The organism is Prodigiosinella aquatilis, from assembly GCA_030388725.1.
GTDB classification, from domain to species: domain Bacteria; phylum Pseudomonadota; class Gammaproteobacteria; order Enterobacterales; family Enterobacteriaceae; genus Prodigiosinella; species Prodigiosinella aquatilis.
The window spans coordinates 2,618,309-2,644,136 of the sequence record CP128857.1; the positions used below are offsets into that span (position 1 = coordinate 2,618,309).

27 protein-coding genes and 2 tRNA genes are annotated in these 25,828 nt (G+C 46.9%); 12 read left to right on the forward strand and 17 right to left on the reverse strand.

Going from position 1 to position 25,828, the window contains the following annotated elements; genetic code table 11:
• Positions 1–75 precede the first annotated feature (75 nt).
• Complete coding sequence (araD, locus tag PCO85_12170; protein WJV52021.1) at positions 76–771, reverse strand: L-ribulose-5-phosphate 4-epimerase; 696 nt, start codon at positions 769–771, stop codon at positions 76–78.
• 349 nt (positions 772–1,120) lie between these two features.
• Between araD and osmB the strand changes: the two genes are divergently transcribed.
• Entirely contained in the window at positions 1,121–1,339 is a 219-nt protein-coding gene (gene osmB / locus PCO85_12175) for an osmotically-inducible lipoprotein OsmB (GenBank protein ID WJV56071.1), read from the forward strand.
• Positions 1,340–1,409: 70 nt separating this feature from the next.
• Here osmB and yciH read toward each other — a convergent pair whose 3' ends face one another.
• From yciH to pgpB, 5 genes are all read right to left on the reverse strand, one after another.
• Complete coding sequence (yciH, locus tag PCO85_12180; GenBank protein WJV56072.1) at positions 1,410–1,736, reverse strand: stress response translation initiation inhibitor YciH; 327 nt, start codon at positions 1,734–1,736, stop codon at positions 1,410–1,412.
• Between the two features lie 2 nt (positions 1,737–1,738).
• Positions 1,739–2,473 (reverse strand): orotidine-5'-phosphate decarboxylase, encoded by a 735-nt coding sequence (pyrF, locus tag PCO85_12185; protein WJV52022.1) that lies wholly within the window; start codon positions 2,471–2,473, stop codon positions 1,739–1,741.
• Between the two features lie 193 nt (positions 2,474–2,666).
• Positions 2,667–3,836, reverse strand: coding sequence for a lipopolysaccharide assembly protein LapB (gene lapB, locus PCO85_12190; GenBank protein ID WJV52023.1), 1,170 nt, complete (start codon positions 3,834–3,836; stop codon positions 2,667–2,669).
• A 13-nt stretch (positions 3,837–3,849) separates the two neighbouring features.
• Positions 3,850–4,158, reverse strand: coding sequence for a LapA family protein (locus tag PCO85_12195; protein ID WJV52024.1), 309 nt, complete (start codon positions 4,156–4,158; stop codon positions 3,850–3,852).
• A gap of 380 nt (positions 4,159–4,538) precedes the next feature.
• Positions 4,539–5,279 carry a phosphatidylglycerophosphatase B gene (gene pgpB / locus PCO85_12200; protein WJV56073.1) on the reverse strand — a complete coding sequence of 247 codons (741 nt, stop codon included), beginning with the start codon at positions 5,277–5,279 and terminating at the stop codon, positions 4,539–4,541.
• 259 nt (positions 5,280–5,538) lie between these two features.
• Here pgpB and ribA point away from each other — a divergent pair, with 259 nt between their 5' ends.
• Positions 5,539–6,132, forward strand: coding sequence for a GTP cyclohydrolase II (ribA, locus tag PCO85_12205; protein WJV52025.1), 594 nt, complete (start codon positions 5,539–5,541; stop codon positions 6,130–6,132).
• Between the two features lie 136 nt (positions 6,133–6,268).
• Here the strand turns inward: ribA and acnA are convergent, their stop codons facing one another.
• The gene (acnA, locus tag PCO85_12210; GenBank protein ID WJV52026.1) at positions 6,269–8,938 is read right to left on the reverse strand and encodes an aconitate hydratase AcnA; all 2,670 of its coding nucleotides are present in this window, start codon (positions 8,936–8,938) and stop codon (positions 6,269–6,271) included.
• A gap of 476 nt (positions 8,939–9,414) precedes the next feature.
• On the opposite strand from acnA, the gene gstA reads away from it, so the two are divergent.
• Entirely contained in the window at positions 9,415–10,026 is a 612-nt protein-coding gene (gstA, locus tag PCO85_12215; protein ID WJV52027.1) for a glutathione transferase GstA, read from the forward strand.
• Positions 10,027–10,066: 40 nt separating this feature from the next.
• Here gstA and pdxY read toward each other — a convergent pair whose 3' ends face one another.
• The 5 genes from pdxY to anmK form a co-directional block, all read right to left on the reverse strand.
• Positions 10,067–10,930, reverse strand: a complete 864-nt coding sequence (gene pdxY, locus PCO85_12220) for a pyridoxal kinase PdxY (protein WJV52028.1) — start codon at positions 10,928–10,930, stop codon at positions 10,067–10,069.
• A 210-nt stretch (positions 10,931–11,140) separates the two neighbouring features.
• Complete coding sequence (gene tyrS / locus PCO85_12225; GenBank protein WJV52029.1) at positions 11,141–12,418, reverse strand: tyrosine--tRNA ligase; 1,278 nt, start codon at positions 12,416–12,418, stop codon at positions 11,141–11,143.
• A 231-nt stretch (positions 12,419–12,649) separates the two neighbouring features.
• Positions 12,650–13,348: a pyridoxamine 5'-phosphate oxidase gene (gene pdxH / locus PCO85_12230; protein ID WJV52030.1), complete on the reverse strand. Its 699-nt coding sequence runs from the start codon at positions 13,346–13,348 to the stop codon at positions 12,650–12,652.
• 97 nt (positions 13,349–13,445) lie between these two features.
• A complete protein-coding gene (locus tag PCO85_12235) occupies positions 13,446–13,751 on the reverse strand; it encodes an MliC family protein (protein WJV52031.1) in 306 nt (101 codons plus the stop codon).
• Between the two features lie 121 nt (positions 13,752–13,872).
• Positions 13,873–14,985: an anhydro-N-acetylmuramic acid kinase gene (gene anmK / locus PCO85_12240; protein ID WJV52032.1), complete on the reverse strand. Its 1,113-nt coding sequence runs from the start codon at positions 14,983–14,985 to the stop codon at positions 13,873–13,875.
• A gap of 344 nt (positions 14,986–15,329) precedes the next feature.
• Between anmK and PCO85_12245 the strand changes: the two genes are divergently transcribed.
• The gene (locus PCO85_12245; GenBank protein ID WJV52033.1) at positions 15,330–15,797 is read left to right on the forward strand and encodes a glycine zipper 2TM domain-containing protein; all 468 of its coding nucleotides are present in this window, start codon (positions 15,330–15,332) and stop codon (positions 15,795–15,797) included.
• A gap of 144 nt (positions 15,798–15,941) precedes the next feature.
• On the opposite strand, the gene slyA is transcribed toward PCO85_12245, so the two are convergent.
• Together slyA and PCO85_12255 are read right to left on the reverse strand one after the other, a co-directional pair.
• Positions 15,942–16,379 carry a transcriptional regulator SlyA gene (gene slyA, locus PCO85_12250; protein WJV52034.1) on the reverse strand — a complete coding sequence of 146 codons (438 nt, stop codon included), beginning with the start codon at positions 16,377–16,379 and terminating at the stop codon, positions 15,942–15,944.
• Between the two features lie 188 nt (positions 16,380–16,567).
• On the reverse strand, positions 16,568–16,807 hold the full coding sequence (locus tag PCO85_12255; GenBank protein WJV52035.1) for a DUF1289 domain-containing protein: 240 nt from the start codon (positions 16,805–16,807) through the stop codon (positions 16,568–16,570).
• A 318-nt stretch (positions 16,808–17,125) separates the two neighbouring features.
• Here PCO85_12255 and gloA point away from each other — a divergent pair, with 318 nt between their 5' ends.
• Positions 17,126–17,533, forward strand: a complete 408-nt coding sequence (gene gloA, locus PCO85_12260; protein ID WJV52036.1) for a lactoylglutathione lyase — start codon at positions 17,126–17,128, stop codon at positions 17,531–17,533.
• A gap of 114 nt (positions 17,534–17,647) precedes the next feature.
• Complete coding sequence (gene rnt / locus PCO85_12265) at positions 17,648–18,322, forward strand: ribonuclease T (protein ID WJV56074.1); 675 nt, start codon at positions 17,648–17,650, stop codon at positions 18,320–18,322.
• Positions 18,323–18,382: 60 nt separating this feature from the next.
• On the opposite strand, the gene PCO85_12270 is transcribed toward rnt, so the two are convergent.
• Complete coding sequence (locus PCO85_12270) at positions 18,383–18,736, reverse strand: Grx4 family monothiol glutaredoxin (protein WJV52037.1); 354 nt, start codon at positions 18,734–18,736, stop codon at positions 18,383–18,385.
• Between the two features lie 342 nt (positions 18,737–19,078).
• Here PCO85_12270 and PCO85_12275 point away from each other — a divergent pair, with 342 nt between their 5' ends.
• Positions 19,079–19,978, forward strand: a complete 900-nt coding sequence (locus PCO85_12275) for a C40 family peptidase (GenBank protein WJV52038.1) — start codon at positions 19,079–19,081, stop codon at positions 19,976–19,978.
• Positions 19,979–20,127: 149 nt separating this feature from the next.
• On the opposite strand, the gene PCO85_12280 is transcribed toward PCO85_12275, so the two are convergent.
• Complete coding sequence (locus PCO85_12280) at positions 20,128–20,217, reverse strand: YnhF family membrane protein (protein ID WJV52039.1); 90 nt, start codon at positions 20,215–20,217, stop codon at positions 20,128–20,130.
• 383 nt (positions 20,218–20,600) lie between these two features.
• Here PCO85_12280 and purR point away from each other — a divergent pair, with 383 nt between their 5' ends.
• Both purR and cfa read left to right on the forward strand, forming a co-directional pair.
• Positions 20,601–21,626: an HTH-type transcriptional repressor PurR gene (purR, locus tag PCO85_12285; GenBank protein ID WJV52040.1), complete on the forward strand. Its 1,026-nt coding sequence runs from the start codon at positions 20,601–20,603 to the stop codon at positions 21,624–21,626.
• A gap of 350 nt (positions 21,627–21,976) precedes the next feature.
• Positions 21,977–23,128, forward strand: a complete 1,152-nt coding sequence (gene cfa, locus PCO85_12290; protein WJV52041.1) for a cyclopropane fatty acyl phospholipid synthase — start codon at positions 21,977–21,979, stop codon at positions 23,126–23,128.
• A gap of 43 nt (positions 23,129–23,171) precedes the next feature.
• Here the strand turns inward: cfa and PCO85_12295 are convergent, their stop codons facing one another.
• Complete coding sequence (locus tag PCO85_12295; GenBank protein WJV52042.1) at positions 23,172–23,819, reverse strand: riboflavin synthase subunit alpha; 648 nt, start codon at positions 23,817–23,819, stop codon at positions 23,172–23,174.
• 316 nt (positions 23,820–24,135) lie between these two features.
• On the opposite strand from PCO85_12295, the gene PCO85_12300 reads away from it, so the two are divergent.
• The 3 genes from PCO85_12300 (at position 24,136) to PCO85_12310 (ending at position 25,827) form a co-directional block, all read left to right on the forward strand.
• Positions 24,136–25,509, forward strand: coding sequence for an MATE family efflux transporter (locus PCO85_12300; GenBank protein ID WJV52043.1), 1,374 nt, complete (start codon positions 24,136–24,138; stop codon positions 25,507–25,509).
• Positions 25,510–25,663: 154 nt separating this feature from the next.
• Positions 25,664–25,740 (forward strand) — tRNA-Val (locus PCO85_12305).
• Between the two features lie 10 nt (positions 25,741–25,750).
• Positions 25,751–25,827: transfer RNA gene (locus PCO85_12310), tRNA-Val, on the forward strand.
• The last annotated feature ends 1 nt before the right edge of the window (position 25,828 follow it).

The following is a 25,828-nucleotide window of genomic DNA, read 5'->3' on the forward strand; positions in this document are numbered from 1 at the left end:
CCGTTATAACACTTGATTATTGCTTGAATATCCACGTCTCCAGTGAAGTAAATTCGTGAAATCAGGCAAAATACATTATTGCCCGTAGTAAGCGTTCTTACCGTGCTTACGCAGGTAGTGTTTATCCAGCAAGGTTTGCTGCATCGGTTCCAGAGTCGGCGTCAGCTGACGTGAAAATATCCCCATATAGGCAATTTCCTCCAGAACAACGGCATTATGCACCGCATTATGAGCATCACTTCCCCAGGCAAAAGGACCGTGCGAATTCACCAACACAGCAGGAATATCGGTGGGAGAAAGATGTCGCTGGTGAAAGGTTTCAACGATAACCTGGCCGGTTTCCCGCTCATAGTGGCCGTTAATCTCGTCATCGGTCATTAATCGGGTACAGGGAATGGCGCCATAGAAGTAATCGGCATGCGTGGTTCCCCATGCCGGTAGATCGTGTCCTGACTGGGCCCAAATAGTGGCATGGCGAGAATGTGTATGGACAATTCCACCGATCGAATCAAAGGCCAGATAAAGCACCCGGTGAGTATCGGTATCTGATGATGGTTTTTTTGAGCCTTCAACTATACGCCCTGTCTCTAGCTCTACGACCACCATATCGTTTACTGTCATCACATCGTATTCTACGCCTGAAGGCTTAATCACCATTAATCCTTGCTGACGATCTACCGCACTGACATTACCCCAGGTAAATGTCACCAAATGATGCCGAGGTAAGGCCAAATTAGCTTCAAGTACCTGATTTTTAATTTCATCTAACATTATCCACTCCCTTTAGCCATTTCATTCTATTCTCTCGGTGACACGTCACTCCCGGTATGGGCTAAATAGCTAAAGATCTGTCAGCGTTCTGCTGCACCAGCAGAAGTATAACCAGACTGGCAAGTCTGGCAGATCGCGCGTTGACAACAACAGCAATGAGGACTGTACTATGAACAGAATTAAGAGTTTTTACCTGTTGCTGCTAATATCGATGATTATACTGACGCCTGGGTGATATAAGGCGAAAAATTTATATTTTATTTTAGGAAAAGCACGAATAACAATATTTTCCTCATTTCAGGCCAGCAATAATCTTGTTTAAAACGCAAAGCGGATCCAACGGGAGAAAATCATGAGAGTGAACCAACGTTTAGTCATAGCCGCCATGGCAATAGCACTAACCATCGGGTTGAGCGGTTGTTCCAATATGTCCAAACGAGATCGAAATACAGCTATTGGCGCTGGCGCTGGTGCGATCGGCGGTTCAGTTCTGACCCACGGTAGTGTATTGGGAACAGTAGGTGGCGCAGCCGTAGGAGGTATTGTCGGTCATCAAGTCACTAAGTGATTCCCTGTGCAGGCTCGATTTTCCGAGCCTGCACTATCATGGCTTCATCGATAGTTTGTTCCGGTCACCATTAGCCTCCTGCCAATTTTACCTTCATCCCTTTAGCTTCTAGCAACTGTTTCAACAGATCACGTTTATCGCCCTGAACCTCAATTGCGCCATCTTTCACCGAACCACCACAACCACATCGTTTCTTCAGCTCGCCAGCCAGTTTTTCCAGTGCGGCGGCATCAAGTTCGACACCAGTGATAACACAGACACCTTTACCTTTACGTCCACTGGTCTGGCGCTGAATACGAACAATACCATCGCCCTGAGGGCGTGACACTGGCGCGTCTTCCGGTTTAATGCGACCGTTTTCCGTTGTATACACCAGACGGCTGTTATCATCATTCATCATTATCTCCCTTGCAGCGACAACAGGATATCTTTCAATGCCTGAGCCGGATCCGCTGACTGAGTAATGGGGCGTCCAATAACCATATAATCGACACCAGCCTGCAACGCCTGTTCCGGTGTCATAATCCGCCGCTGATCGCCCGCCTGACTACCAGCCGGACGGATACCCGGCGTCACCAGCGTAAATCCGGCGCCACATACCTGTTTCAAATGCTCAGCTTCATGCGCAGAACACACTACACCATCTAATCCACACTGTTGAGTCAGCATGGCCAGTCGTTCAGCTTGCTCTGCCGGCGACAATATAATACCAAGGCCACGTAAATCATCTGTGTCCATACTGGTTAGTACCGTCACGGCAATTAACCGAGGTGCCTCACTACCAAATGGATGCAACGCCTCTTTAGCCGCCACCATCATGCGAGCACCACCGCTGGCGTGAACGTTCACCATCCACACGCCCAATTCGGCAGCTGCAGCCACGGCTCGCGCTGTGGTATTAGGAATATCGTGAAATTTCAGGTCAAGAAAAACATCAAAACCACGCTGCTGCAAATCCTTGACCAACTGTGGACCAAACAGTGTAAACATCTCTTTGCCTACCTTCAGGCGGCAATCTTGCGGATCGATGTGATCAACAAAATCATAGGCAGCACGCTGATCGGCGTAATCGAGCGCAACGATAATCGGTGATGTGGTTGATGCTTTTTTCTGCCCTACAGTTTCGACATTCACGAGTATTTCCCTCAATTACACATGCTGATAAGTAAAGCCCTACTTTCCCGCCGCGCATTCTACATGTCCAGACCAGCAAATCCCAGCCGCCTGGAAAGCATTACCAGTCTATTGCCTGATGGTCAGCACCAGAAGAGTAAATGCACTATTGGTATGTTGTAACTAAAATCAGATAAATAAACATTTGCCACGGCTATTCACCATCAAGGCCGCGAATGGGCTTGATACTGGCCCACGTCCGACAGGAAGGACAATGCCAATATAGTGACTGTGATGTAAATCCACATTTGTTACAACTATAGCGGGGTTTTGTCTGGACTTGCTCACCGACCATCTTACGCAATACAACCAGGCTCTCTTTGGCTCTTCCGTCCTCTGCCTCTCGCAAATGAAAGTCCATCAGCCGGTGAAATCCTCGCATGGTAGGGTGTCGCTGAATCTGGCGGTTGATATAGATCTGAGCGACTTCGGTACCGTCTTCTCGTTCAATAATATCCGCCAGCATCAGTTCTGCGGTGGCGCCAGTGTTTTCCTCCACGCACCGTTTCAAAAACGCAGACCAATCCTGAGGTTGATGTAAATGCTGATAGCACTCCTCCAGCATCGGCAACGTTTCACTGACAAAATCCCTATCCTGCTCCAACACTTGTTGCAACGCCGCTATCGCTGGGGAAAACTGCTGCTGGGCCATATAAATACGCCCTATCATGATAGAAGCGCGAGCACACTGATTATCCGATGCTATGGCTTTCTTCAACAACGCCATAGCTTTGTTCAAATCATCATTACCCATGAATTGCAGTGCCAGTTCACAGTAAAAGTGGGCGATCTCTACTCGCAATCGGTCGGTGCCCAATTTGACCAGTTTTTCCGCCGTATCAATAGCGGTCTGCCAGTCACTGGTCGCCTGATAAATCTGCAGTAATTGCTGTAACGCACTGAGGCGGAAATCTTCTTCATCCACCAATTGTTTGAATATTTTTTCGGCACGGTCATACAGCCCTGCCGTCATATAATCACGCCCCAGTTGCTGTACAGCCAGCAAACGTTGTTCAAACGTCAACGCGGTACTTTCCGTCAGTGCCTGGTGGATGCGGATGGCGCGGTCAACCTCACCACGTGAGCGAAACAGATTTCCCAGTGTAAGGTGAGCTTCAAAGGTATTGGTATCGTCCTTAAGCATATCAAGGAATAGCTCAACCGCTTTATCCTGCTGATTGGATAACAGAAAGTTGACGCCTGTCACATAATCCCGCGACAGACGGTTAGCTTCATCCTGTTTATCCTGCTGTGCGCTTCTGCGGCCCATATACCAGCCATACGCGGCGGCAACTGGCAGCAACAGAAACAGCAGTTCTAACATAGGGAGTGATTCCTTAGTGGGTCGTTGTTTGCTCAGGCGGTGTCACGTTAACTTCATCAGTGATGGGTAATTGCTGCTCAAGGCGTTTGACTTTACGTTGTTCACGCCCTAGCGCAATGCGTACCCGCAGATAAAACAGACCGCAGATCACCCATCCCAAAATGAACCCGACCGCAAACAGTGTCGCCAACAACGTTGAAAGCTGATATTCGCCCTGTGCAACCAGATAATTAAAGGTAATAACCTGATCGTTATGCGCGCCCAGTGTGACAGAAATAATGAATATCGCCAGCACGAGGAGAAAAATTAGCATGTATTTCACGTTTTGTTCCTGTGATATAGCGTTAACCGCATGAATTATGCCAAATTTCGGAGATAAACCCCACTAAATTAGCATTTCCGCTCCGCGGTGGGAAATGTTGTCTGGTTGAGATAAGAGATACAACTGGCGTTCAGATATCAGTCCAACTGCTGCAGAAACAGAGATATACACCGAGGGAAAACCCTATTTGCTGGCTGATTCCCACATTTTACTTATCACAGGTTTAAAGACACAACACTGACGCTTTAATGGTTTCCGATATGAAAATCACCACAACATCATAAAGGATAACGCGCTTATTTCATTAAGCGCGTTATCCTGAATCAATTTTCGTCGTAAGAGAGAAAGACGTTAATCCGAGCGATCCGCAAATACTTGCCTTACCCGTTTCCTGTGTTCTTGGACGGTACGACTGACAAACGATTACAGTGCTGACTCAACCATGTCGCGACCATCGCCAATATTCCACTGATCACCGTTGCCATTATCAGATCCTGTGGCCAATGCATCCCCAGTGCCAATCGACTGCCCATCACCCCGATGGCCCATATCATCAATAGCGTTACCGTTACATAATGACGGCGCGGCCATAACAACCCGACCCCCATCAATGCCCAGGTGGCCGCAAACAGCGTATGTCCGGAAGGAAAAGCAAACCCGTGTTCACCCTGCCAGTAATGGCTCAGCCACAGTGGTGGTGGTTCGGCATTGAGTGGCTCCTTTGCCAATCCAGCGCGGGTATTACCGGGTAAGGAATAGAAATAGTGACTGTCAACCTGATGTTTTTTTTCCAGCCAAACAACAAAAGGGCGCGGTTCCTGGACCCAGTTTTTAATGACAGATTTCACGCCCTGTCCCAGCAGAATGGCCATAGCCATAATGGCTATCAACGCCAATGCCGGTGCCCATCGAAAACGTAGACACCACGAAAACCAAAGACTCAACCCCACGCAGGTTAATACCCCCCACGGTGAAGAGACCGTTTCCGTTATCCAAAATAATACCAGTAGCCACCAGCCAGAGACGTCAGGTCTCCATTGCCAGCCAGTTACCCAGATAATTAGCGGCATCAACAGCAATACTATTACACCCAGCACAGTTCGTCTGGCGAGTTCGTACATCATTTCTCCCTATTTTTCAGCGGGATATAAAGCAACATATTTTTCACAATTTTACCAGAAAACAGGACATAAGCAGCCACTATGGCGTAAAATACCTCCCGGTTCTATCAACGACACTGCTACAACGTTAGCCATTTCGTCATCGATCAAGCACCGACAACCACATACATCGATCTGATTCGAGTCAGATCTTGGGCTGATTAAGGTTCCCATCCAACGGTAGGATGCGCATCAGTATTTTTTGTTTTTGGAGATTAACATGCAGCTAAAGCGGGTGGCAGAAGCCAAATTGCCTACACCTTGGGGTGATTTTCTGATGGTCGGTTTTGAAGAAATAGCGACCGGTCAGGATCATCTGGCCTTGGTATACGGTGATATTTCCGGTCCGGAGCCGGTTTTAGCCAGAGTGCATTCAGAATGTCTGACAGGAGATGCACTATTCAGTCTGCGCTGTGATTGTGGTTTTCAGTTAGAAGCAGCACTTAACCATATTGCTGAAGAAGGCCGCGGAATACTGCTTTACCATCGTCAGGAAGGTCGTAATATCGGTTTACTAAACAAGATTCGGGCCTATGCGTTACAAGACAAAGGAGCGGATACTGTTGAAGCTAATCATCAGTTGGGTTTTGCCGCCGACGAACGTGATTTCACCCTCTGTGCAGATATGTTCAAGTTATTGCATGTCGGTGCCGTACGCCTGCTGACCAATAATCCACAAAAGGTCAAAATCTTAAGCGAAGCAGGTATTAATATCGTGGAACGCGTTCCGTTGATCGTCGGTCGTAACCCGAAAAATGAACGCTACCTAGCCACCAAAGCCGCCAAGATGGGCCATCTACTGGATATAAAATAACACCTGTCAAAATTTCCCCAGACGATAAATCCATCATCTGGGGCAGAAAAACCAATAGGTAACAGTGTAAATATCCAGCGAACGCATTAACAATATGACCACGCTGGTACAGAACTCGATCTCCGCCAACGGATAATTACAACATTCCACGAATGACATAGTGCAAGATACCGTCGTTCTGGAAATAAATCAGTTCGTTGCGTGTATCAATACGGCACAGCGTGTCAATCACCTGCTGCTGACCATCCTGTCGGGTGATTTTTACGGTTACGGTACAACCAGGATGAAGCGTAGTCAGTCCAGTAATATCAATTTGCTCATCACCGGTGAGCTGTAATGTTTTACGCGTTACACCTGCCGGAAATGATAACGGTAAAATACCCATACCGATCAGATTGGAACGGTGAATACGTTCAAACGATTCGGCAATCACAACTCGCACGCCGAGCAAACGAGGGCCTTTCGCTGCCCAGTCACGGCTGGAACCTGACCCATATTCTTTACCGGCGATCAATGCCAGCGGTAAATTCTCGTCCTGATAACGCATTGCAGCATCATAAATCGTCATTTCATCCTGCGATGGTATATGCCGGGTGTATCCACCCTCTTTACCGGGCACCATCTCATTGCGGATGCGAATGTTGGCAAACGTGCCACGCATCATCACTTCATGATTACCACGTCGTGAACCATAAGAATTAAACGCTTCGGTTGCCACCCCATGTTCCCGCAGATAATGGCCGGCCGGGCTATCCTCTTTGATGTTGCCTGCTGGGGATATATGGTCAGTCGTGACGGAGTCGCCCAGTATCGCCAGAATACGAGCACCGTTAATATCCTGTACTGGTGCAGGTTCCGGTGACATCTCATCGAAAAAGGGTATCTTACGAATATAAGTGGAATCTACCGGCCAGTCATAAGTGGCCTTGTCCTCTACCAGAATATCCTGCCACTCCTGCGTTCCAGTGAACACCGACGCATACTCTTTTCTAAACATATCCGCATTAACCTGCAATACCGCTTTCGCCACTGCTTTCGCTGATGGCCAGATATCACGTAAATAAACCGCCTTCCCGTGCTCATCCTCACCCAGCGGGTCACTTGTCAAATTCACGTTCATATTGCCAGCCAACGCATAAGCCACTACCAGCGGTGGAGAAGCCAGCCAATTGGTTTTCACCAGCGGGTGAATGCGACCTTCAAAGTTACGATTACCGGACAGCACGGCTCCAACCGTCAGATCCTTCTCTTTTATCGCGTGTTCAATGGCAGTGGGTAACAATCCCGAGTTACCAATGCAGGTAGTACACCCATATCCCACCAGATTAAAACCCAACTGGTCGAGGGAGTCAGTCAATCCTGCTTTGGCGAAATAATCCGTTACGACCCGAGAACCAGGTGCCAGAGAGGTTTTAACCCAGGGTTTCGTCTTCAACCCACGCTTGACCGCATTCTGGGCCAACAATCCGGCCGCCATCATGACGCTGGGGTTAGATGTATTGGTACAGGACGTAATTGCAGCAATGACTACCGCGCCTTGGCTGAGGCGGCAATCTTCCCCTTCCGGTAAAGAGGTGTCGTCATCCGGCTGACGAACGGTTGCAAGATCCAGCTCAAGCGTGGCCTGAAAAGCGTTGGGAACATCCACCAATGCTACTCGATCCTGTGGACGTTTGGGGCCCGCCAGACTGGTTTCTACACTATTCATATCCAGTGTCAATTGGCTGGTAAACCGGGGTTCATCACCAGCATATCGCCACAACCCCTGCTGCTTGCAGTAAGCTTCCACCAGTGCAATCTGATCGTCACTGCGATTCGTCAACCGCAAATAGTCCAGCGTAATATCGTCGACCGGGAAAAAGCCGCAGGTTGCACCATATTCCGGTGCCATATTGGCAATCGTCGCACGATCAGCCAGTGCCAGGTGATCAAGTCCGTCACCATAAAATTCAACGAATTTACCCACGACACCCTGTTTACGCAGTATCTGCGTGACATTCAGCACCAAGTCCGTTGCCGTAATACCTTCTCGCAGTCTACCGGTAAGCTGAAAACCGACAACATCGGGGATCAACATTGAAACTGGCTGTCCCAGCATCGCCGCTTCAGCTTCAATACCACCAACCCCCCAGCCCAATACGCCGAGGGCGTTGATCATCGTGGTATGAGAATCCGTCCCCACCAATGTATCCGGGTAAGCAACACATTCTTCCTTTTGCTTTTCATGCCAGACAACTTTTGCGAGATATTCCAGATTCACCTGGTGACAAATCCCGGTACCCGGCGGTACTACGCTAAAATGGTGGAAGGCTTTCTGTCCCCAACGTAGAAAGGCATAACGCTCATAATTACGCACCATTTCCAAACGCGTATTTTCCACCAGAGCCTGATTGTCGCCAAAATAATCGACGGTCACGGAGTGATCAATCACCAAATCCACTGGGGTTAATGGGTTGACCTTATTAACATCTCCTCCAAGCCGTTGCACTGCTGCCCGCATCGCCGCCAGATCGACGACAGCCGGCACACCGGTAAAATCCTGCATCAATACACGGGATGGACGGTACGCAATCTCACGCTCAACGTGGCCGGTATCTTGCCACGCAACCAATGCTTCAAGATCGGTATCCTGCACAGCATCGCCATCTTGATGACGCAATAGATTTTCCAGCAGAACTTTGAGCGATTTAGGCAACCTATCAAGGTTACCCAGCCGCTGAGCAGCCAGAGACAAACTATAGTAATAATAAGATTGTTCTCGGACGGTGAGTGTAGCGACACAAGCTTCACGAAGTTGAGATGACATACTTCCTCCCGGGTGACTGAGTATCTATCTGAAGAAGCATGATTTATGGTAACCCGCATCTCCATTTGGATAGGTTTTTCGTGCTGGTGATCTCGTTTGCTGCTCCGACGAACGCTGTCCAGCCCGAATTTTACGGCCTTCTTTAAAGATAACACAAACTAAAAATAACATTCTGTTAACATCAGGATCGATAATAAAAATCACCTATACCTATCAAAATACTTACTGTTCTTTCAGCTTTGTTCTTGAGCTTCAACAATAGTCATTACTCTGTATCAGATAGGCGAAATTGGCAGGAGACATGACCGCATAATCAGCGTGCTATTGATTTTTCAGATCAAATAATCTGCGAGATAACGCACAGTAGATGGGTGTAATTTATAGCAATAATGATTTACTTATTTTTTAACAAAATCATACATATTATTATCAATTTGTGACAAAAACTCTCTCGACTCTTAAGAAAGGAATAGCACATGAAACTTTATTACAAACCGGGAAGTTGCTCCTTGTTTCCCCACATCATCCTGCATGAAACAAAGACTCGGTTCACATTGGAAAAAGTCGACCTGCGCACAAAAAAAACCGAGCAGGATAGAGATTACTTGCTAATTAACCGAAAAGGATTGGTACCGGCCCTTGAACTGGACGATGGCTCTATTTTAACCGAGACAGTCGCTATTGCGCTTTATCTGGCGGATAAAGCGCCACAATATAATCTTATTGCTCCTCCGAATACTATTCACCATTATCACGCCATTGAATGGCTGAATTATATTGCTACTGAATTGCATAAATCATTCTCGCCGTTGTTCCGCCCGGGAACGCCCGAATCATATAAAGATCTTTTACGCAGCTATCTGGAGCAACGCTTTCGCTATATCAATGAAGTATTAAGCGAGCATGACTGCCTGGTCGGTAATCGTTTCGGTGTGGCTGATGCCTATTTGTACACCATTACCCGTTGGGCACAGGCACTTAAATTTGATCTTACACATTTCCCTGCACTGAAGGCTTATCTGGAGAGAATTGAGGTACGCCCATCGGTGGAAAAAGCGTTAACAGCTGAAGGATTATTATTGCTGTAAAGAACGGGGAATGCCTCCGCAAGAGCGGAGGCTTACACCATCAGTTAAGGCGTACCGACTGGAAATGGTGGCGAGGATTCACGATACCGTCTTGGGCTGCAACCAACTGAAGTTCATACTGATCCATTTCTCTAGTCATCAGCATCACCTCATAAACAGCGGCAGTGGTATGTTCCAACGCTTTTTCCAGCGCGACGCCTTTAAGAAGATTGACCAATAGTAAGCCGCTGGTAAGATCACCCACACCAACTGGCTGACGCTCACCAAAATCCACCAGTGGACGACTGATATGCCACGCTTCCGTCGGCGTAACCAACAGCATTTCAAAACTGTCATTACGGTACGCTGCCCGACTGAGATGTTTTACCAACACCAACTTTGGTCCTCGCTGGCACAATTCACGGCAAGCCTGCACGGCTTCATCAACACTCTGTACGGCTCGACCGCTTAGCAATTCCAGTTCCGGTAGGTTTGGTGCAATGGCATCACTGACCTGCAATGACTGATTGCAATGGAAATCCGTCACACCAGGCGCCACAATGCATCCTTTTTCCGGCGTCCCCATTACCGGGTCGCAAAAATAAATGGCATTCGGATTGATCGCTTTTACCTGTCTGACAATATCCAGAATATGTCCGCCCTGCTCTGGCGAACCAATATAGCCACTCAACACCGCATCACAATCTTTAAGGCGATCGATATCATTGATGCCTTGAATAACGTCAGTCAAATGACTGGCAGGCATAACGCACCCGGTCCATTTTCCATATTGTGTGTGATTGGAAAACTGAACGGTATTCAGTGGCCACACATTAACGCCCATTCGACGCATAGGAAATTCAGCCGCACTATTCCCTGCATGACCAAAAACGACATGTGATTGAATTGACAATATATTTTTCATAAACTGTTGTTATCCCTGTCTGCACTTTTCGTACATATTACTCTTGATAAACAAGGACACGATAAACCCAGGTGCCGGTCAATCAAAAAGCCATACCGGGTTCAGGCCAGAGGGAGAAGCCCTTACCAGGGTCTCATCCCCATGCCGTCCCGGATATCGCCTTCAAATGATAAACATCAGGAACCGAAAGCCCTTTTTTGATTATCGCCGTTACACCTGCCAGCAAATCAGGCAGTAATGTTTTTTACCCCGACGCAGTAACGTATAACGGCCAAACAGACGATCGGTATCCTTGAAGGTGTATTCAGCATCGGCTATCTTTTCACCATTCACGGTTACCGCATTGGAGGAAATCATCGTGCGGGCCTGACCACGAGACGGCACCAGTTCAGCACTGACCAGCGCTTGCTGTAAATCAGCCCCTTGATCCAGCGAAATAGTCGGCATCCCATCCTGCGCCAGTTGGGCGAAATCCTCTATCGTCATATCCTGCAATGAACCCGAGAATAGACTCTGGGTAATTCGCTGCGCAGCAGCAAGGCCTGCTTCGCCATGTACCATCCGGGTCACCTTTTCGGCCAGTACATACTGGGCTCGTGGGGCTTTACCACTGTTTTTATCTTCATCTTCCAAGGCATTGATCTCTTCCATGCTCAGGAAAGTAAAGAATTTCAGGAAGCGATAAACATCTGCGTCAGCAGTATTTATCCAGAACTGGTAAAACTTATAAGGGCTGGTCTTACTGGCATCCAGCCAGACGGCCCCCCCTTCAGTCTTGCCGAATTTGGTACCGTCAGCTTTGGTAATCAGCGGGACAGTTAAGCCAAATGTCTGCTTCTGATTCATTCGGCGGGTTAAATCGATCCCAGACGTGATATTGCCCCATTGGTCCGAACCGCCAATCTGTAATTCGACATTCAATTGGGTATTCAAGGCAGCAAAATCATAGCCCTGCAACAAATTGTAAGAGAATTCAGTAAAGGAGATGCCGACATCATCACGGTTCAGTCGCTGCTTCACAGCTTCTTTGTTAATCATCTGGTTCACAGAGAAATGCTTACCTATATCGCGCAGAAAGGTCAACACGCTCATATTGCCAAACCAGTCATAGTTATTAACGGCAATGGCGCTGTTTTCACCACAGTCAAAATCGAGGAATGGCGCGACCTGACGGCGGATTTTATCTACCCATTCTCCAACAGTTTCTTCCGTGTTCAACTTGCGTTCGGTCGCTTTAAAACTGGGATCACCAATCAGCCCCGTTGCCCCACCGACTAATGCTACTGGTTTATGACCCGCCATTTGGAAACGTTTCAGACACAGCAGAGGAACCAGATGCCCCAAATGCAAGCTGTCAGCCGTCGGATCGAAACCGCAATATAGAGCAATCGGCCCTTGCGCCAGTCGCTCTGCTAACGCGTCCTCATCCGTTACCTGAGCTACCAGGCCTCGCTCTTGCAATTGTTTAATCAGGTTACTACTCGCCATCGATAACTCCATTTTTATGCAAAAAAATCATGTCGCATGTTCAGCAGAATGACTATCATCGAACATGACAGGTTTAATTATCCCCAGGATAAATGAGGAAAAAAGACGATATCTGTTTCTGACGCGTCAGTTTGTAGCCTATGTTGCCTTTAAAGCGCCAGCAACACGAAGCTTCATAGAATAAAGCGCTCCCGACGGGAGCGCCAGTGGGTTAATAGGGATATTTCACACTTAAGGTGCCAAACGGTCTACTTGCCAACCATTTTCCTGACGTTGATAGAAAAAACGATCATGCAGGCGATGAACTCCGCCTTGCCAGAACTCCATGCTATCAATGTTGACACGAAATCCGCCCCAGAAGCTGGGTAGAGGAACTTCGCCATTTTGAAATTTTTGTTTAAGCTCCAGAAACTTACTTTCCAGAATTCCACGGGTAGAAATTCGACTGGATTGCTTTGATACCCAGGCACCAATCTGACTGTCTTTAGGCCGACTGTGGAAGTACTTTAGCACATCCAGTGCCGGCAGTTTCTCGGCTCGACCCAGAACAATGACCTGCCGGTCCAACATATGCCAGGGAAATAACAGACTGATATGGGAGTTGTTCATTAGTTGCTGGGCTTTTCTGCTCCCCATATTGGTGTAGAACACCATCCCTTTTTCATCATAGTGCTTTAGTAGCACAATCCGTTGATAAGGTTGCCCTTGTTCGTCTACTGTCGCCACGCACATTGCAGTAGGGTCAGCAAGCCGAGCTTCACACGCTTGTTTTAGCCACCGTTCAAACAGGTCAAGTGGGTCTTCCGTCAAATCATGGCGCCGAAGGCCACTGCGAGTATATTCACGGCGTAAATCCGCAATATCTGTCGTGCTTTCTGTTACCGGCACTGCGGTTATCGTATTGCGCGAATTTTCATTTTCCGTCGTCATTGAGTCCTGCCATCGCTAAACCGGGCCAGAAAAAAGTGCGATCATTCTGCGCCCGTACGGGTAAAATCTCAACGGTTGACATAGAGCGGAAACCCGATCATTTCAGAATGCAATCGTTAACAATAATGTTGCTCCCCCTCTGGATAAAGGCGTGATTTCCCTTGCTCCAGAACGTATATTTCCCATCACTATAACGAACGCCTGACGCCGATAGTGTCTGTTGCAAGGTATGGAGTTCACCATCCAGCAGGAAAGTGACGTGGGATTGCCGTGGTTGCTCAGTCATCGTTACCGTCAACGGCATAGTGCCACACTGATAATGTAGTGTGTGCTCCTGTTCCCCTATCCATTGACTACATCCGCTTAAAAGCAACAAGGCTCCGCCTGTCAGCAAGTGTTTCATTAGTCTTCTCCTGTTATTTTTCCTGGCATACTGCATTCTGACTGCATTACCAACCAGACCAACACGCAACTCAATAACAGTCTAACAACCAGTTAATATCAGAAACCTCAGCGAAGTCTGATTAGTCGTGCATAGCGGGATAAATTCCCCCTAGAATGGTTTCCCGGCTGGCGCCGGTTACCGAGGGCAAATTGCCAGGAAGGCCTGATAATGTACGAAATGCCAGCCAGGCAAACGCCAGGGCTTCCATATCATCACCACTGACACCACACTCATCGGTTGTGCTAACTTCAATACCCGACAGTAACGCGGAAAGACGACACATGATCAACGGATTCCTCGCTCCTCCGCCACAAACCAACAAACGCTCGCACCCACCACTCAACAGCACCTGCTCAGCAATGCTTACCGCCGTCAACTCCACCAGCGTGGCCTGGACATCTTCTGGTTTTATCAGCGGAAAAGCGGCGAGCTGCCTTTCCAGCCAGCCAAGGTTGAAGTATTCCCGCCCGGTGCTTTTCGGTGCAGGCAACGAAAAATAGGGATCAGCCAGCAGATGACGCAACAAGTCAGTATGCACCAGCCCGGTTGACGCCCATGCAGCGTTCCTGTCATAAGGCTGTGTACAATGACGCCAAATCCATGCATCCAACAACATATTGCCCGGACCTGTATCATAACCTCTGACTGGTACCCCTGACGCCAACAAGGAAATATTGGCTATCCCACCGATATTCAACACAATACGCCGCTCAGTCGGATGAAATAACAACGCATGATGAAACCCCGGCACCAAGGGAGCACCCTGGCCACCCAAAGCCATATCCCGGCGGCGAAAATCACCCACCGTGGTGATGCCAGTCATCGCCACAATACGGTTGTTATCACCAATCTGCATAGTGCAAGGAGCATCACCACCGGGTTCATGCCATACTGTTTGCCCATGACAACCGATAGCGGTGATATCCGAAGCGCTGATTCCCGACTGTTTCAACAACGCCAACACAGCTTCAGCAAACAGAATACCGAGCTGGGTATCTAAATGCCCAAGTGCCGACAATGTCACCGGTTGCCCCTGGCACATGCTGAGAATAGCCAGCCTGATAGACGGTGGGATCGGATGGCAATAGCTGGCCTGCTGCGCTACGGTGTATTCATCAATCGCGGCCAGCACCACATCAATACCATCAAGACTGGTTCCCGACATCACGCCAATATATCTGCCTGACTTCATCTGATTAACCTTTTACTTTCCATGTGGATCACACAGTAATGGCCGGTGAGAAATGTACCCGATAAAAATAGCATTTCACCGACATTCTTAGTGGACTTTTGTCATTTTTTCTATGTTGTCGCCAATTTTTGTAAAAAATAACCGTTTGACATGCCTTTTCACAAAAATTGGACTTTAAAGTGAACTTTATAGTCGGTTTATTATAAAGTTAAGTGCATTATCTTATCTTGGTGATCAGGTAAAAAAGTGGAATGGTGCTTTAGTCCACGTCATAATCTACATGTAAATAATTTAGTCGGTACAAGGGCAGCGCCAGTCCGACATTGCCATTACAGGAGCCTTATATGATGAAGCATTTTCTTGTGATTACTTTAGCAAGTGTCACTTTGGTTGGCTGTGCAAATACCAGTACATTATCTGGAGACGTTTACAGCGCATCTGATGCCAAACAGGTCCAAACCGTAACTTACGGCACAATTATTTCTACACGGCCAGTACAAATACAGGCTGGCGAAGAGAATAACATTATTGGCGCTCTTGGCGGGGCCGTCTTGGGAGGCTTCCTGGGCAATACTGTTGGTGGAGGAACCGGACGTAGCCTGGCCACCGCCGCTGGTGCTGTCGCAGGTGGTGTCGCTGGACAAAGTGTTGAGGGAGCGATAAACCGTGTTCAAGGTGTTCAACTGGAAATCCGTAAAGATGACGGTAATACAATTATGGTGGTACAAAAACAAGGTACTACCAAATTCTATGCTGGTCAGAGAATCGCAATGGTCAGTGATGGCCGTTCAGTAACCGTTTCTCCTCGCTAATTGCAAATCGATTAATCACCACTCTAACGAGGGGTGATTAATCGGCAAAATTAAATTTCAGCAAAACACTCTGTTAATGGCAATTTAATTAACAATCAGCAGAATTTAATTTTTAAAACCAAGATTTTTCAAGTGCCATACAAATTAAGACTGCATTTCATATAACGATAGAATATTGCTTTCCAACCTAGAAATTATGGTCGCTAATTTACTAACCTCTTCAGGTGTGATTCCATTTAATATTTCACTGCGCGTTTGATCGATAACATCATTAACCGCCTGAATGATCGGGTCAGCCATATCTGTCAGCATAATGCGCTTAGCTCGGCGATCATGTACACATATATGTCTGGTAATCAATCCTTTATCTTCAAGCTGATCCAAAGTGCGGACCAATGACGGTTGTTCAATACCAATCGCCTTCGCCAACTGAATTTGGGACTGCCCTGGGGGCAGTTCATGAATATTATGCAGCGTCACCCAGTGCGTCTGTGTAAGTTCTAACGGCTTCAAACGGTGGTCTATCAAGGCGCGCCAAACACGTACTAACCGGGCTAAATCAGATCCTAATGGCAATTCCATCACTACTCCTTATAATTAGCATGCTAAGTTATATCCCTGGATTGCAATCAACTCTGATTTATAAAAATGAAAATAAGACAAAACGAAAAATATATATTTATTGTAAATACAATAAGTATTCTACCAAATAATAGTTATCTAAAAATGATCTTAAACTTAATTTATTACACAAAATATTACGACCTATCTTAAAACAAACTCGATTGCTCTGATTCTGGCGGTATTGAAATTTTCTCAACACGCTGCAATCGTTTCATCCTTTGTCGGCAAAGACGTAAGACATCCTGTTTCTGAACATCGCTCATTTGTCCCCAACTAAAACGTTCCGACCGACTGCGAAAACATCCTCGGCAAAAACCCCGCTCATCAGCCTGACAGATACCACGACAGGGATTGGGTACAGGAAAAAGCTCAAGTTGCTCAGCCACGGGACCTCCTCCTCATCGAACCTTTTTATTGAAGCGTTGATCGTCCCGGCTGGCAAGCATTGATTAACAATAACAATAAAAATAGTTTCGTAACTATGGAAATACCAGTCAGTTTTGTCGAAATTGCGTTTTTTAGTAAAAAAGAAGCAAGCAACGAGAAAATGCTTCAGGCAAAACAGCATTATCTCCCACCAAGAGTCGGCAGCCAGAAGACTTCTGTGACCCATGGCTTGGACTCAAACTACATGCACCGCTATACTTCTCCCATTGATTTTACCTGCAAATTACTATTAACCACTGAAGCCAATAGAGGAAATTATGCGTTTACTTCACACCATGCTGCGTGTTGGCGATTTATCACGTTCCATTAATTTTTATACCCATATTTTGGGTATGCAGCTGCTGCGCACCAGTGAAAACACAGAATACAAATATTCACTGGCGTTTGTCGGTTATACCGAAGAGAGTGAAGGTGCAGTGATAGAGCTGACTTATAACTGGGGAGTAGACAGCTACGATCTCGGCAACGCCTTCGGGCATATTGCACTCGGGGTGGATAATGTTGCAGCTACCTGTGAGCGTATCCGCAAAGCGGGCGGTAATGTCACCCGTGAAGCAGGTCCGGTAAAAGGCGGGACCACGATCATTGCCTTCGTCGAAGATCCCGATGGCTATAAAATTGAATTAATTGAACGTTCACAGGCCGATCTGGGCCTGGGAAACTGATATTCCCCTCATTGACAGGTGCCAGAATGGTGCCTGTTAGATCTGACGTTACTGCATCCGCCACTAAAATTTGCCATAATGCGCACTGCATTTGCTGAAGACCAATAAGAGATGATGGCTGACAAAAATAACCTGAATGTCCTGAGTGCCCGTTTTCGCGGATTCTATCCGGTCGTGATTGATGTGGAAACCGCAGGATTTAACGCTAAAACGGATGCACTACTGGAAATTGCCGCAGTGACGCTCAAAATGGATGAGAATGGTTGGTTACTGCCGGATCAGACATTGCATTTTCACGTTGAACCGTTCGAAGGCTCAATTTTGCAGCCAGAAGCACTGGCGTTTAACGGCATAGACCCGACCAATCCTTTACGTGGTGCCGTCAGTGAATATGAAGCGGTACATGAAATCTTCAAAGTCGTGCGTAAAGGGGTTAAAGATCAGGGATGCAATCGGGCCATTGTTGTCGCACACAATGCTACTTTCGATCATGGTTTTCTCATGTCCGCTGCAGAGCGTTGTGGACTGAAACGCAATCCTTTTCATCCTTTTGCCACCTTTGATACCGCAGCGCTCAGTGGATTGGTAGTAGGACAGACAGTCCTGGCTAAAGCCTGCATTACTGCCGGTGTCCCATTTGATCCCAGTCAGGCTCACTCTGCCTTGTATGATACCCAACAGACCTCAATGCTCTTCTGTGAGTTGGTAAATCGCTGGAAACGAATGGGGGGATGGCCAACAGTCACGCAACCGGAAGCAGAACCTTCACCTGCTCATAGCGAAGACTGATATTTTCAGGCGGTGGTTACCGCCTGAAAATCATCGCGCACAAAATAACATAATGTCGATTTATTGTTGCTGACCATCTTCCTGGGACGAGTATTTTTCTGCAGTATCCTTGATAAGTTGCTGTAACTCACCACGCTGATACATTTCAATGATGATATCGCATCCACCGACCAGTTCACCGTCTACCCATAGCTGAGGGAAAGTGGGCCAATTGGCATATTTGGGCAATTCTGTACGAATCTCTGGGTTCTGCAAAATATCAACATAAGCAAAACGCTCGCCGCATGCTGACAACGCCTGTACCGCCTGAGCAGAAAAGCCACAGCTTGGCAATTTTGGAGAGCCTTTCATATATAGCAGAATAGGGTTTTCAGCGATCTGGAGCTGAATTTTTTCAATTGTCGTTGTCGTCATTCTATTGCTTCCTCAAGCACGTGATGGCTATACGATTGATCCGCCGCCATCAACATCAGTTATAGATATTACCAATATCACATTGACTCTTTTGTATTGTAACGATAGCGGCAGTCACAAAAAAACGTTATCTTTTGTAGGGTTTTAAACCAGGGCTATCATTAGATAATGATTGGTGAAATCTGATGCAGAAACTGATGATAATCACACCATAATTACACTCGTTAACGATTTTTCACTATTTTGTTGTAATAAAACGGCTATTCTCACTTTTTTATCGTCCCATTTTCAGGAATACTGTGGAAATCGAGCGATTGAGGACGACATTCAGTCATAATAATTATGCGGTTATTTGTTACCTTTTTCTTGTTATTTTTTAGCAACTTGTTTTTTAATTTGGCACAAGCCGCACCTCACGCTGTGGCGGTTTCCCTGCATAAACTCAATGTGGGCGTAACCGACACGGTTGATACAAGAAAAAACAAACCGTCCAAAAACACCAAGAAAGCCACAGTACCGACACACGATAAAAAAGAGAGGGGCAGTAAGGGATACTCGCTAAAAACGACTAAAACAGTACATTCCCACAGCAAAGCCACACGAAACTCAGCCGCTCATCCAACACATCTGACTAGATCATCGACCAAACATCGCACGAAAACCCATGAGACTAAAGCAAAAGAAATCAAGCATGTGGCATCGAAAAGACACGTTGAAAACGGTGAACCTACACATCACAGAACGCAAGATAGAAAAAAAATAGCAGCACGGACCAAAAGCAGAGAAAGCAAGCACAAGAAAGCACTACCCCTTAGTCTTATGCGCAGAAAGCATTACCAACACGTCAAGTTGACTGCAATGAATAAGCTGCTAAAGCAGATTGGGAAACCCTATCACTGGGGAGGCGCTTCACCTGCTGCCGGATTTGATTGCAGCGGATTGATCTATTACGCCTACAAGGACGTAGTAAAAATACCTATCCCACGTACAGCTAATGAAATGTTCCACCTGCGTGATGCAGCACCGATCAAAAAGAGCGAGCTGGAAAGAGGTGATCTAGTGTTCTTCCACATTAGCAATCGCGGTGCAGCCGACCATGTCGGGGTTTACCTTGGTAATGGACGTTTTATTCAGTCCCCTCGGACAGGTTCTGATATCAAGATCAGCAAATTGAGCGGAAATTATTGGCAAGAACACTATGTCGGCGCACGCCGTGTAGTCACGCCAAAGACCGTTCGCTGATGTAACATCCTCTTTAAGCTCAAGATACCTGGGTATACCGCACCGAGAGATACTCCAACTGACAACGGGACCTTCCGGTCCCGTTGTCTTTCTGTCTTGTCATGCCAGAAATGACTAATTTAGTGGCTTTACGCTGTAACTGAAGCTTATCAGTTCAGCACTGCTGTAAAACTGAACGCCATGATAATGGCCAATGCACACACTGTGGTTAACAGCGACATTTTTAGAGCCGTATCCATAAATACCTCCTTTGCAGACTCAGTATTGACATTCGTTATTGTAATCAGAATGGGTTTATTACCCCAAACCAGACCATAAATACTACCAATAGTAGTGGGTATATGGAAACTTTCTCTTAAATTTAATCGAGAAATCCTCTTCGAATATCGCAGACATAATATGAATTAGCACTTCCACTTTTGGATTAAATCGGACAGAATTTGCAGTTTACTGTACACACCCTGCGTTGGTCGAAAGCGTCAACCTTGCCCTTCAGGTCTAAACCGCCGACACTCTCCTTCTGAAGTTCTGCTTTCGTGGTCAGAAAGAGAACTATTCACGCAGGCAAACGATTAACCATTTACTTACTGCTGTAATCAGGTGAGTTCAGGAGTCATTTTACATGGCAACGATTAAAGATGTGGCAAAGCGCGCAGGTGTTTCTACCACTACCGTATCACACGTGATCAATAAAACACGTTTCGTCGCCGAAGATACTAAAGCTGCCGTGAGGGCAGCCATCAAAGAATTACATTATTCACCAAGTGCCGTTGCCCGCAGCTTGAAAGTTAATCATACAAAATCCATTGGACTGCTTGCGACCTCAAGTGAGGCACCCTACTTTGCAGAAATTATCGAATCTGTTGAGAATAGTTGCTACGCAAAAGGATACACACTAATTCTGTGTAATTCCCACAACAATCTGGATAAGCAACGTGCTTATCTCTCCATGCTGGCACAAAAACGGGTAGATGGATTACTGATAATGTGCGCTGAATACCCGCCAGCACTGCTTTCCATGTTGGAAGATTATCGTAACATTCCTATGGTCGTGATGGATTGGGGCAAGGGGCACAGTGATTTTACCGATACCATTATTGATAACGCCTTTGAAGGTGGCTATATGGCAGGTCGTTACCTGATTGAGCGTGGTCACCGCGACATCGGTGCCATTCCCGGTCTGCAAGAGCGGAATACGGGTAGTGGGCGTTACTTGGGTTTTCTTAAGGCCCTGAAAGAATCGCATATCACAATACATGAAGAGTGGATTGTTCAAGGCGATTTTGAACCGGAATCCGGCTATAAAGCCATGCATCAGATACTGGCACAAAAGCATCACCCAACAGCCGTCTTCTGTGGTGGTGACATCATGGCCATGGGGGCAATCTGTGCAGCTGACGAACTCGGCTTACGTGTACCGCAGGATATTTCGGTGATCGGGTATGATAATGTACGACACTCTCGTTATTTCACACCAGCGCTGACAACGGTGCATCAACCCAAAGAGCGTTTGGGGCAGTCTGCATTATCTATGCTACTGGATCGGATTGTCAGCAAACGTGAAGAAGCACAGGTCATTGAAGTCCACCCTACCTTGATTGAACGACGCTCTGTCGCAGATGGTCCGTTCCGTGATTATCGCCGTTAATTCAGACAATTTACTTATTGCTGCCTTATTTCATTAAATTTTTAACCACTGCTTCAGACTATTTATGCTTGTCCACAGGCTGAAGCAGTCATAGACTTGCTATTGCCTTATGTGAACATAACAGGCAAACAAGACATACTGAATAGTTTTACTATCCTTATACTCAGACTGCCGAACTCCTTCGTCGTCTAATTTGGATAGGTGCTTTCCATACCAACGTTTCTCTTATTTATTTCTCTGAAATAGTTCAGAGAGTAAACGATGGATAAGCATCCACCGATTCTTATTACAGGTGAAAATTGTCTATGTTGTTCCTTGCTGTAATTCAAATGGCAAGGTAGGGAGAGATTATGAGTTCGTCTTATATAGAGGAGCTGGGTAGGCATAATACGTCCTGGTTCCAGATTGTGCATGAAATGCTGTCAATGGCTGACATCACTATTAATGGTTCACGACCTTTTGATATCACGGTCAAGAACACCGATTTTTATAAACGCATTCTGCGTGAAGGCTCTTTGGGTCTTGGTGAGAGTTACATGGACGGCTGGTGGGAGTGTGAACGTCTGGATATGTTTTTCCATCGGGTACTGCGAGCCGGATTGGAAAAAAAAATACCGCAGCGCTGGCGCGATTTGATGCGGATTCTACTTGCACGAGTCATCAATCTTCAATCAAAAAGACGATCCTGGATTGTAGGGAAAGAGCATTACGACCTCGGCAATGACCTTTTCTCACTGATGCTTGATCCATACATGCAATATTCCTGTGGTTATTGGAAACAGGCAGACACCCTGGAACAAGCTCAGGAAGATAAACTTCGTATGATTTGCGAAAAGTTACAACTGCGTCGCGGCATGACACTGCTGGATATTGGCTGCGGTTGGGGCGGACTAGCGGCATTTGCAGCTCGTCACTACGGTGTATCGGTCACAGGTGTCACTATTTCTCGTGAACAGCAGAAACTGGCTCAGCAGCGGTGCCAGGAACTGGATGTCACGATTTTATTACAGGATTATCGCGATCTGAATCTCCAATTTGACCGCATCGTTTCTGTTGGTATGTTTGAACACGTCGGCCCCAAAAATTACGACACTTATTTCCAAATGGTACGTAAAACCCTGAAGCCCAACGGCCTCTTCCTGCTACATACTATTGGTGCCAACAAAACGAATCTTGAAGTCGACCCCTGGATCAACAAATATATTTTCCCTAATGGTTGCCTACCGTCGGTCCGACATATTGCCCAATCCAGTGAACCTTATCTGGTCATGGAAGACTGGCACAACTTTGGAGCTGACTATGATCGAACGCTGATGACTTGGCATGCACGTTTTCAACAACATTGGTCCGAACTGTCAGCGAATTACCCTGAAAAATTCCACCGCATGTTCAGTTACTATCTGAACGCCTGTGCTGGTGCCTTTCGCGCACGGGATATTCAACTGTGGCAGGTGCTATTCAGTGTTGACGGCGTTGAAGGTGGGATACGCGTCCCCCACTGAGGATTGACGTGGCCGCCAGCTTTATGCTGACGGCCACACTATTTTATTCTGTTGCTTCTGTGGCCGGATCTTGTTGACGGTGAGATTGATTCGACAATACACGCTCAACCGTATCCACGATCGCCTGTGTCTGTGGATCAATCTCAATATTCACACGATCACCCAACCGTTTTTGCCCCAGCGTAGTCCGGTTTAACGTTTCAGGGATAAGATGCACGCAAAAACGACTGCGAGTAACTTCACCAATAGTCAAGCTGATACCGTCAATACCAATGAACCCTTTGTGTAATACATATTTCATCAAGGCATCATCCGACATTCGAAACCAGATCTGGTGATTATTTTCCGAGGTCAGAATTTTAACGATGTCTGCCGTACAGATGATGTGACCCGACATAACATGCCCACCGACTTCATCACCGAACCTGGCAGCGCGCTCTAAATTGACTGAATCACCTACGTTCAAGTTACCGAGATTGGTCAAACGCAGTGTTTCTTTCATCAAATCAAAACTGACTCGCGCCCCGTCAATCGCGCTCACGGTCAAACAGCAACCGTTATGAGCAACAGATGCGCCTGGCACCAGCCCTGATAACATTTCAGGCGGAAATTGAACAATGTGCGTGCGAAAATTGGTTTTTTCATCAATGGACACAACAGGAGCCGTGCCCTGAACAATACCGGTAAACATGCGGAGTGCCTCTTAAATTCGTTTAAAAAATGCAGTGTCAACGGACCATATACATTAATACCAACTTGATTCCAACATTATCCAGGCAGTTTGCACGATATTAAAAAGAAAACCAAACTTGATTACCGAGTAAAAGCGCTATTGAATCAGCGCATTTTCCGGCATTGCGACATAATCGCAATAGAACAGGAGAAATGGTAATTCATTGGTTTACTGCTGATAAATCGTTACAATGCCCGCTCTTTTTATGTAAAAAAGGATGATTGTCTTTCTCTCTGGTTGAGATATCTATCGATCCTATTAGGAAGGTGTGTTCGTGCAGAAGTATCTGTCGGAGGCGCGTCAATTATTAACGCTGGCGATTCCTGTCATCATTGCGCAAGTTTCCCAGACCTCAATGGGCGTAGTCGATACGATTATGGCGGGTTCTTATAGCGCAACCGACATGGCCGCAGTAGCGGTAGGAACGTCCATCTGGTTACCAGCCATTTTATTCGGCCATGGCTTACTGATGGCGCTAACGCCTGTCGTTGCGCAAATGAACGGCTCTGGACGGCGAAATCGCATTGCTCATCAAGTACAGCAATCTTTTTTACTGGCGAGTGCCATTTCTGTTGTCACCATGATAGTTCTGTATCAGGGGCAGTATGTAATCCACTTGATGCACAATGGCCCGCCGGAACTGGCCGAGAAAGCAATTGATTACCTTCATGCTCTGGCATGGGGTGTGCCAGGATATCTGTTTTATCAGGTTTTACGCGGTCAGTGTGAGGGGTTGTCAAAAACGAAACCGGGAATGACTATTGGTTTCATCGGGTTATTGGTTAACATCCCGATTAACTATGTCTTTATTCACGGTAAATTGGGTATGCCTGAAATGGGTGGCGTAGGCTGCGGTGTGGCGACATCTTCCGTATACTGGATTATGATGCTTTTGTTGGCCGCTTATACTCGCCAGGCCAGTTGGCTGCGGGATATCCGCCAACACCATTCAGCACTCAGACCAGACTGGCAGGCGTTAAAGCGACTGTGGGGACTCGGCTTACCTATTGCTTTGGCAATGCTGTTCGAAGTCACGCAGTTCGCCATTGTTGCCCTGCTGGTACTCCCACTGGGTGTGGTGAATGTCGCTGGCCATCAGATCGCCCTCAACTTCAGTTCGCTAATGTTTGTACTACCGCTTTCCGTCGGTGTTGCGGCTACCATCCGTGTCGGACATCGACTGGGCGAGGGCTCTGTAGCCGATGCTCGTGTCGCGGCCCACACCAGTATTGCATCTGGAATTGTGCTGGCAATTTGCACCGCTATTTTTACTATCACACTGCGTGAACCCATTGCCATGCTCTATAACAAAAATCCAGATGTCGTTGCAGTGGCATCACACTTAATGTTGCTGGCAGCGGTGTATCAGATTTCTGATGCCGTTCAAACCATTGGTAGCGGTGTCTTGCGTGGCTATAAAGACACCCGCTCTATTTTCTTCATTACCTTTGTTTCCTACTGGATATTAGGATTACCCAGCGGGTATGCATTGGCACTGACCGACCTAATTGTTCCCCGAATGGGACCTGCCGGCTTTTGGTGCGGCTTCATTATCGGGCTGACATCCTCAGCCATCATGATGGTAACGCGCATCCGTTGGTTACAACAACAGCCTGCATCCCTGATCCTAACTCGCGCATCACGATAAAACAGAAGGTGTGACGAAAAAAACGGCGTACTGCATATAAGCTCGACAATCAGACTGGTAAGCAGACAATTTTTATGTTTTTCTCCTTGCCAGCGGCGATATAGCCCGTTAATATTCGTCCCCGCCGCTACTCTGGTGGCAATGTTTTGAAAATGCGTTCTTAGCTCAGTTGGTTAGAGCACCACCTTGACATGGTGGGGGTCGATGGTTCGAGTCCATTAGAACGCACCATTCCTAGTATACGATCGTAGCTCAGTTGGTTAGAGCACCACCTTGACATGGTGGGGGTCGGTGGTTCGAGTCCACTCGGTCGTACCAA

Coding starts and splice junctions, on each gene's coding strand:
- PCO85_12245 (WJV52033.1), top strand. CDS start 15,330: ATGATGAAGCATTTTCTTGTGATTACTTTAGCAAGTGTCACTTTGGTT.
- ribA (WJV52025.1), top strand. CDS start 5,539: ATGCAGCTAAAGCGGGTGGCAGAAGCCAAATTGCCTACACCTTGGGGT.
- slyA (WJV52034.1), bottom strand. CDS start 16,379: ATGGAATTGCCATTAGGATCTGATTTAGCCCGGTTAGTACGTGTTTGG.
- pdxH (WJV52030.1), bottom strand. CDS start 13,348: ATGACGACGGAAAATGAAAATTCGCGCAATACGATAACCGCAGTGCCG.
- lapB (WJV52023.1), bottom strand. CDS start 3,836: ATGTTAGAACTGCTGTTTCTGTTGCTGCCAGTTGCCGCCGCGTATGGC.
- PCO85_12270 (WJV52037.1), bottom strand. CDS start 18,736: ATGACGACAACGACAATTGAAAAAATTCAGCTCCAGATCGCTGAAAAC.
- purR (WJV52040.1), top strand. CDS start 20,601: ATGGCAACGATTAAAGATGTGGCAAAGCGCGCAGGTGTTTCTACCACT.
- cfa (WJV52041.1), top strand. CDS start 21,977: ATGAGTTCGTCTTATATAGAGGAGCTGGGTAGGCATAATACGTCCTGG.
- yciH (WJV56072.1), bottom strand. CDS start 1,736: ATGAATGATGATAACAGCCGTCTGGTGTATACAACGGAAAACGGTCGC.
- pgpB (WJV56073.1), bottom strand. CDS start 5,279: ATGTACGAACTCGCCAGACGAACTGTGCTGGGTGTAATAGTATTGCTG.
- araD (WJV52021.1), bottom strand. CDS start 771: ATGTTAGATGAAATTAAAAATCAGGTACTTGAAGCTAATTTGGCCTTA.
- PCO85_12280 (WJV52039.1), bottom strand. CDS start 20,217: ATGGATACGGCTCTAAAAATGTCGCTGTTAACCACAGTGTGTGCATTG.
- PCO85_12295 (WJV52042.1), bottom strand. CDS start 23,819: ATGTTTACCGGTATTGTTCAGGGCACGGCTCCTGTTGTGTCCATTGAT.
- acnA (WJV52026.1), bottom strand. CDS start 8,938: ATGTCATCTCAACTTCGTGAAGCTTGTGTCGCTACACTCACCGTCCGA.
- pdxY (WJV52028.1), bottom strand. CDS start 10,930: ATGAAAAATATATTGTCAATTCAATCACATGTCGTTTTTGGTCATGCA.
- anmK (WJV52032.1), bottom strand. CDS start 14,985: ATGAAGTCAGGCAGATATATTGGCGTGATGTCGGGAACCAGTCTTGAT.
- gstA (WJV52027.1), top strand. CDS start 9,415: ATGAAACTTTATTACAAACCGGGAAGTTGCTCCTTGTTTCCCCACATC.
- PCO85_12235 (WJV52031.1), bottom strand. CDS start 13,751: ATGAAACACTTGCTGACAGGCGGAGCCTTGTTGCTTTTAAGCGGATGT.
- gloA (WJV52036.1), top strand. CDS start 17,126: ATGCGTTTACTTCACACCATGCTGCGTGTTGGCGATTTATCACGTTCC.
- rnt (WJV56074.1), top strand. CDS start 17,648: ATGGCTGACAAAAATAACCTGAATGTCCTGAGTGCCCGTTTTCGCGGA.
- tyrS (WJV52029.1), bottom strand. CDS start 12,418: ATGGCGAGTAGTAACCTGATTAAACAATTGCAAGAGCGAGGCCTGGTA.
- PCO85_12275 (WJV52038.1), top strand. CDS start 19,079: ATGCGGTTATTTGTTACCTTTTTCTTGTTATTTTTTAGCAACTTGTTT.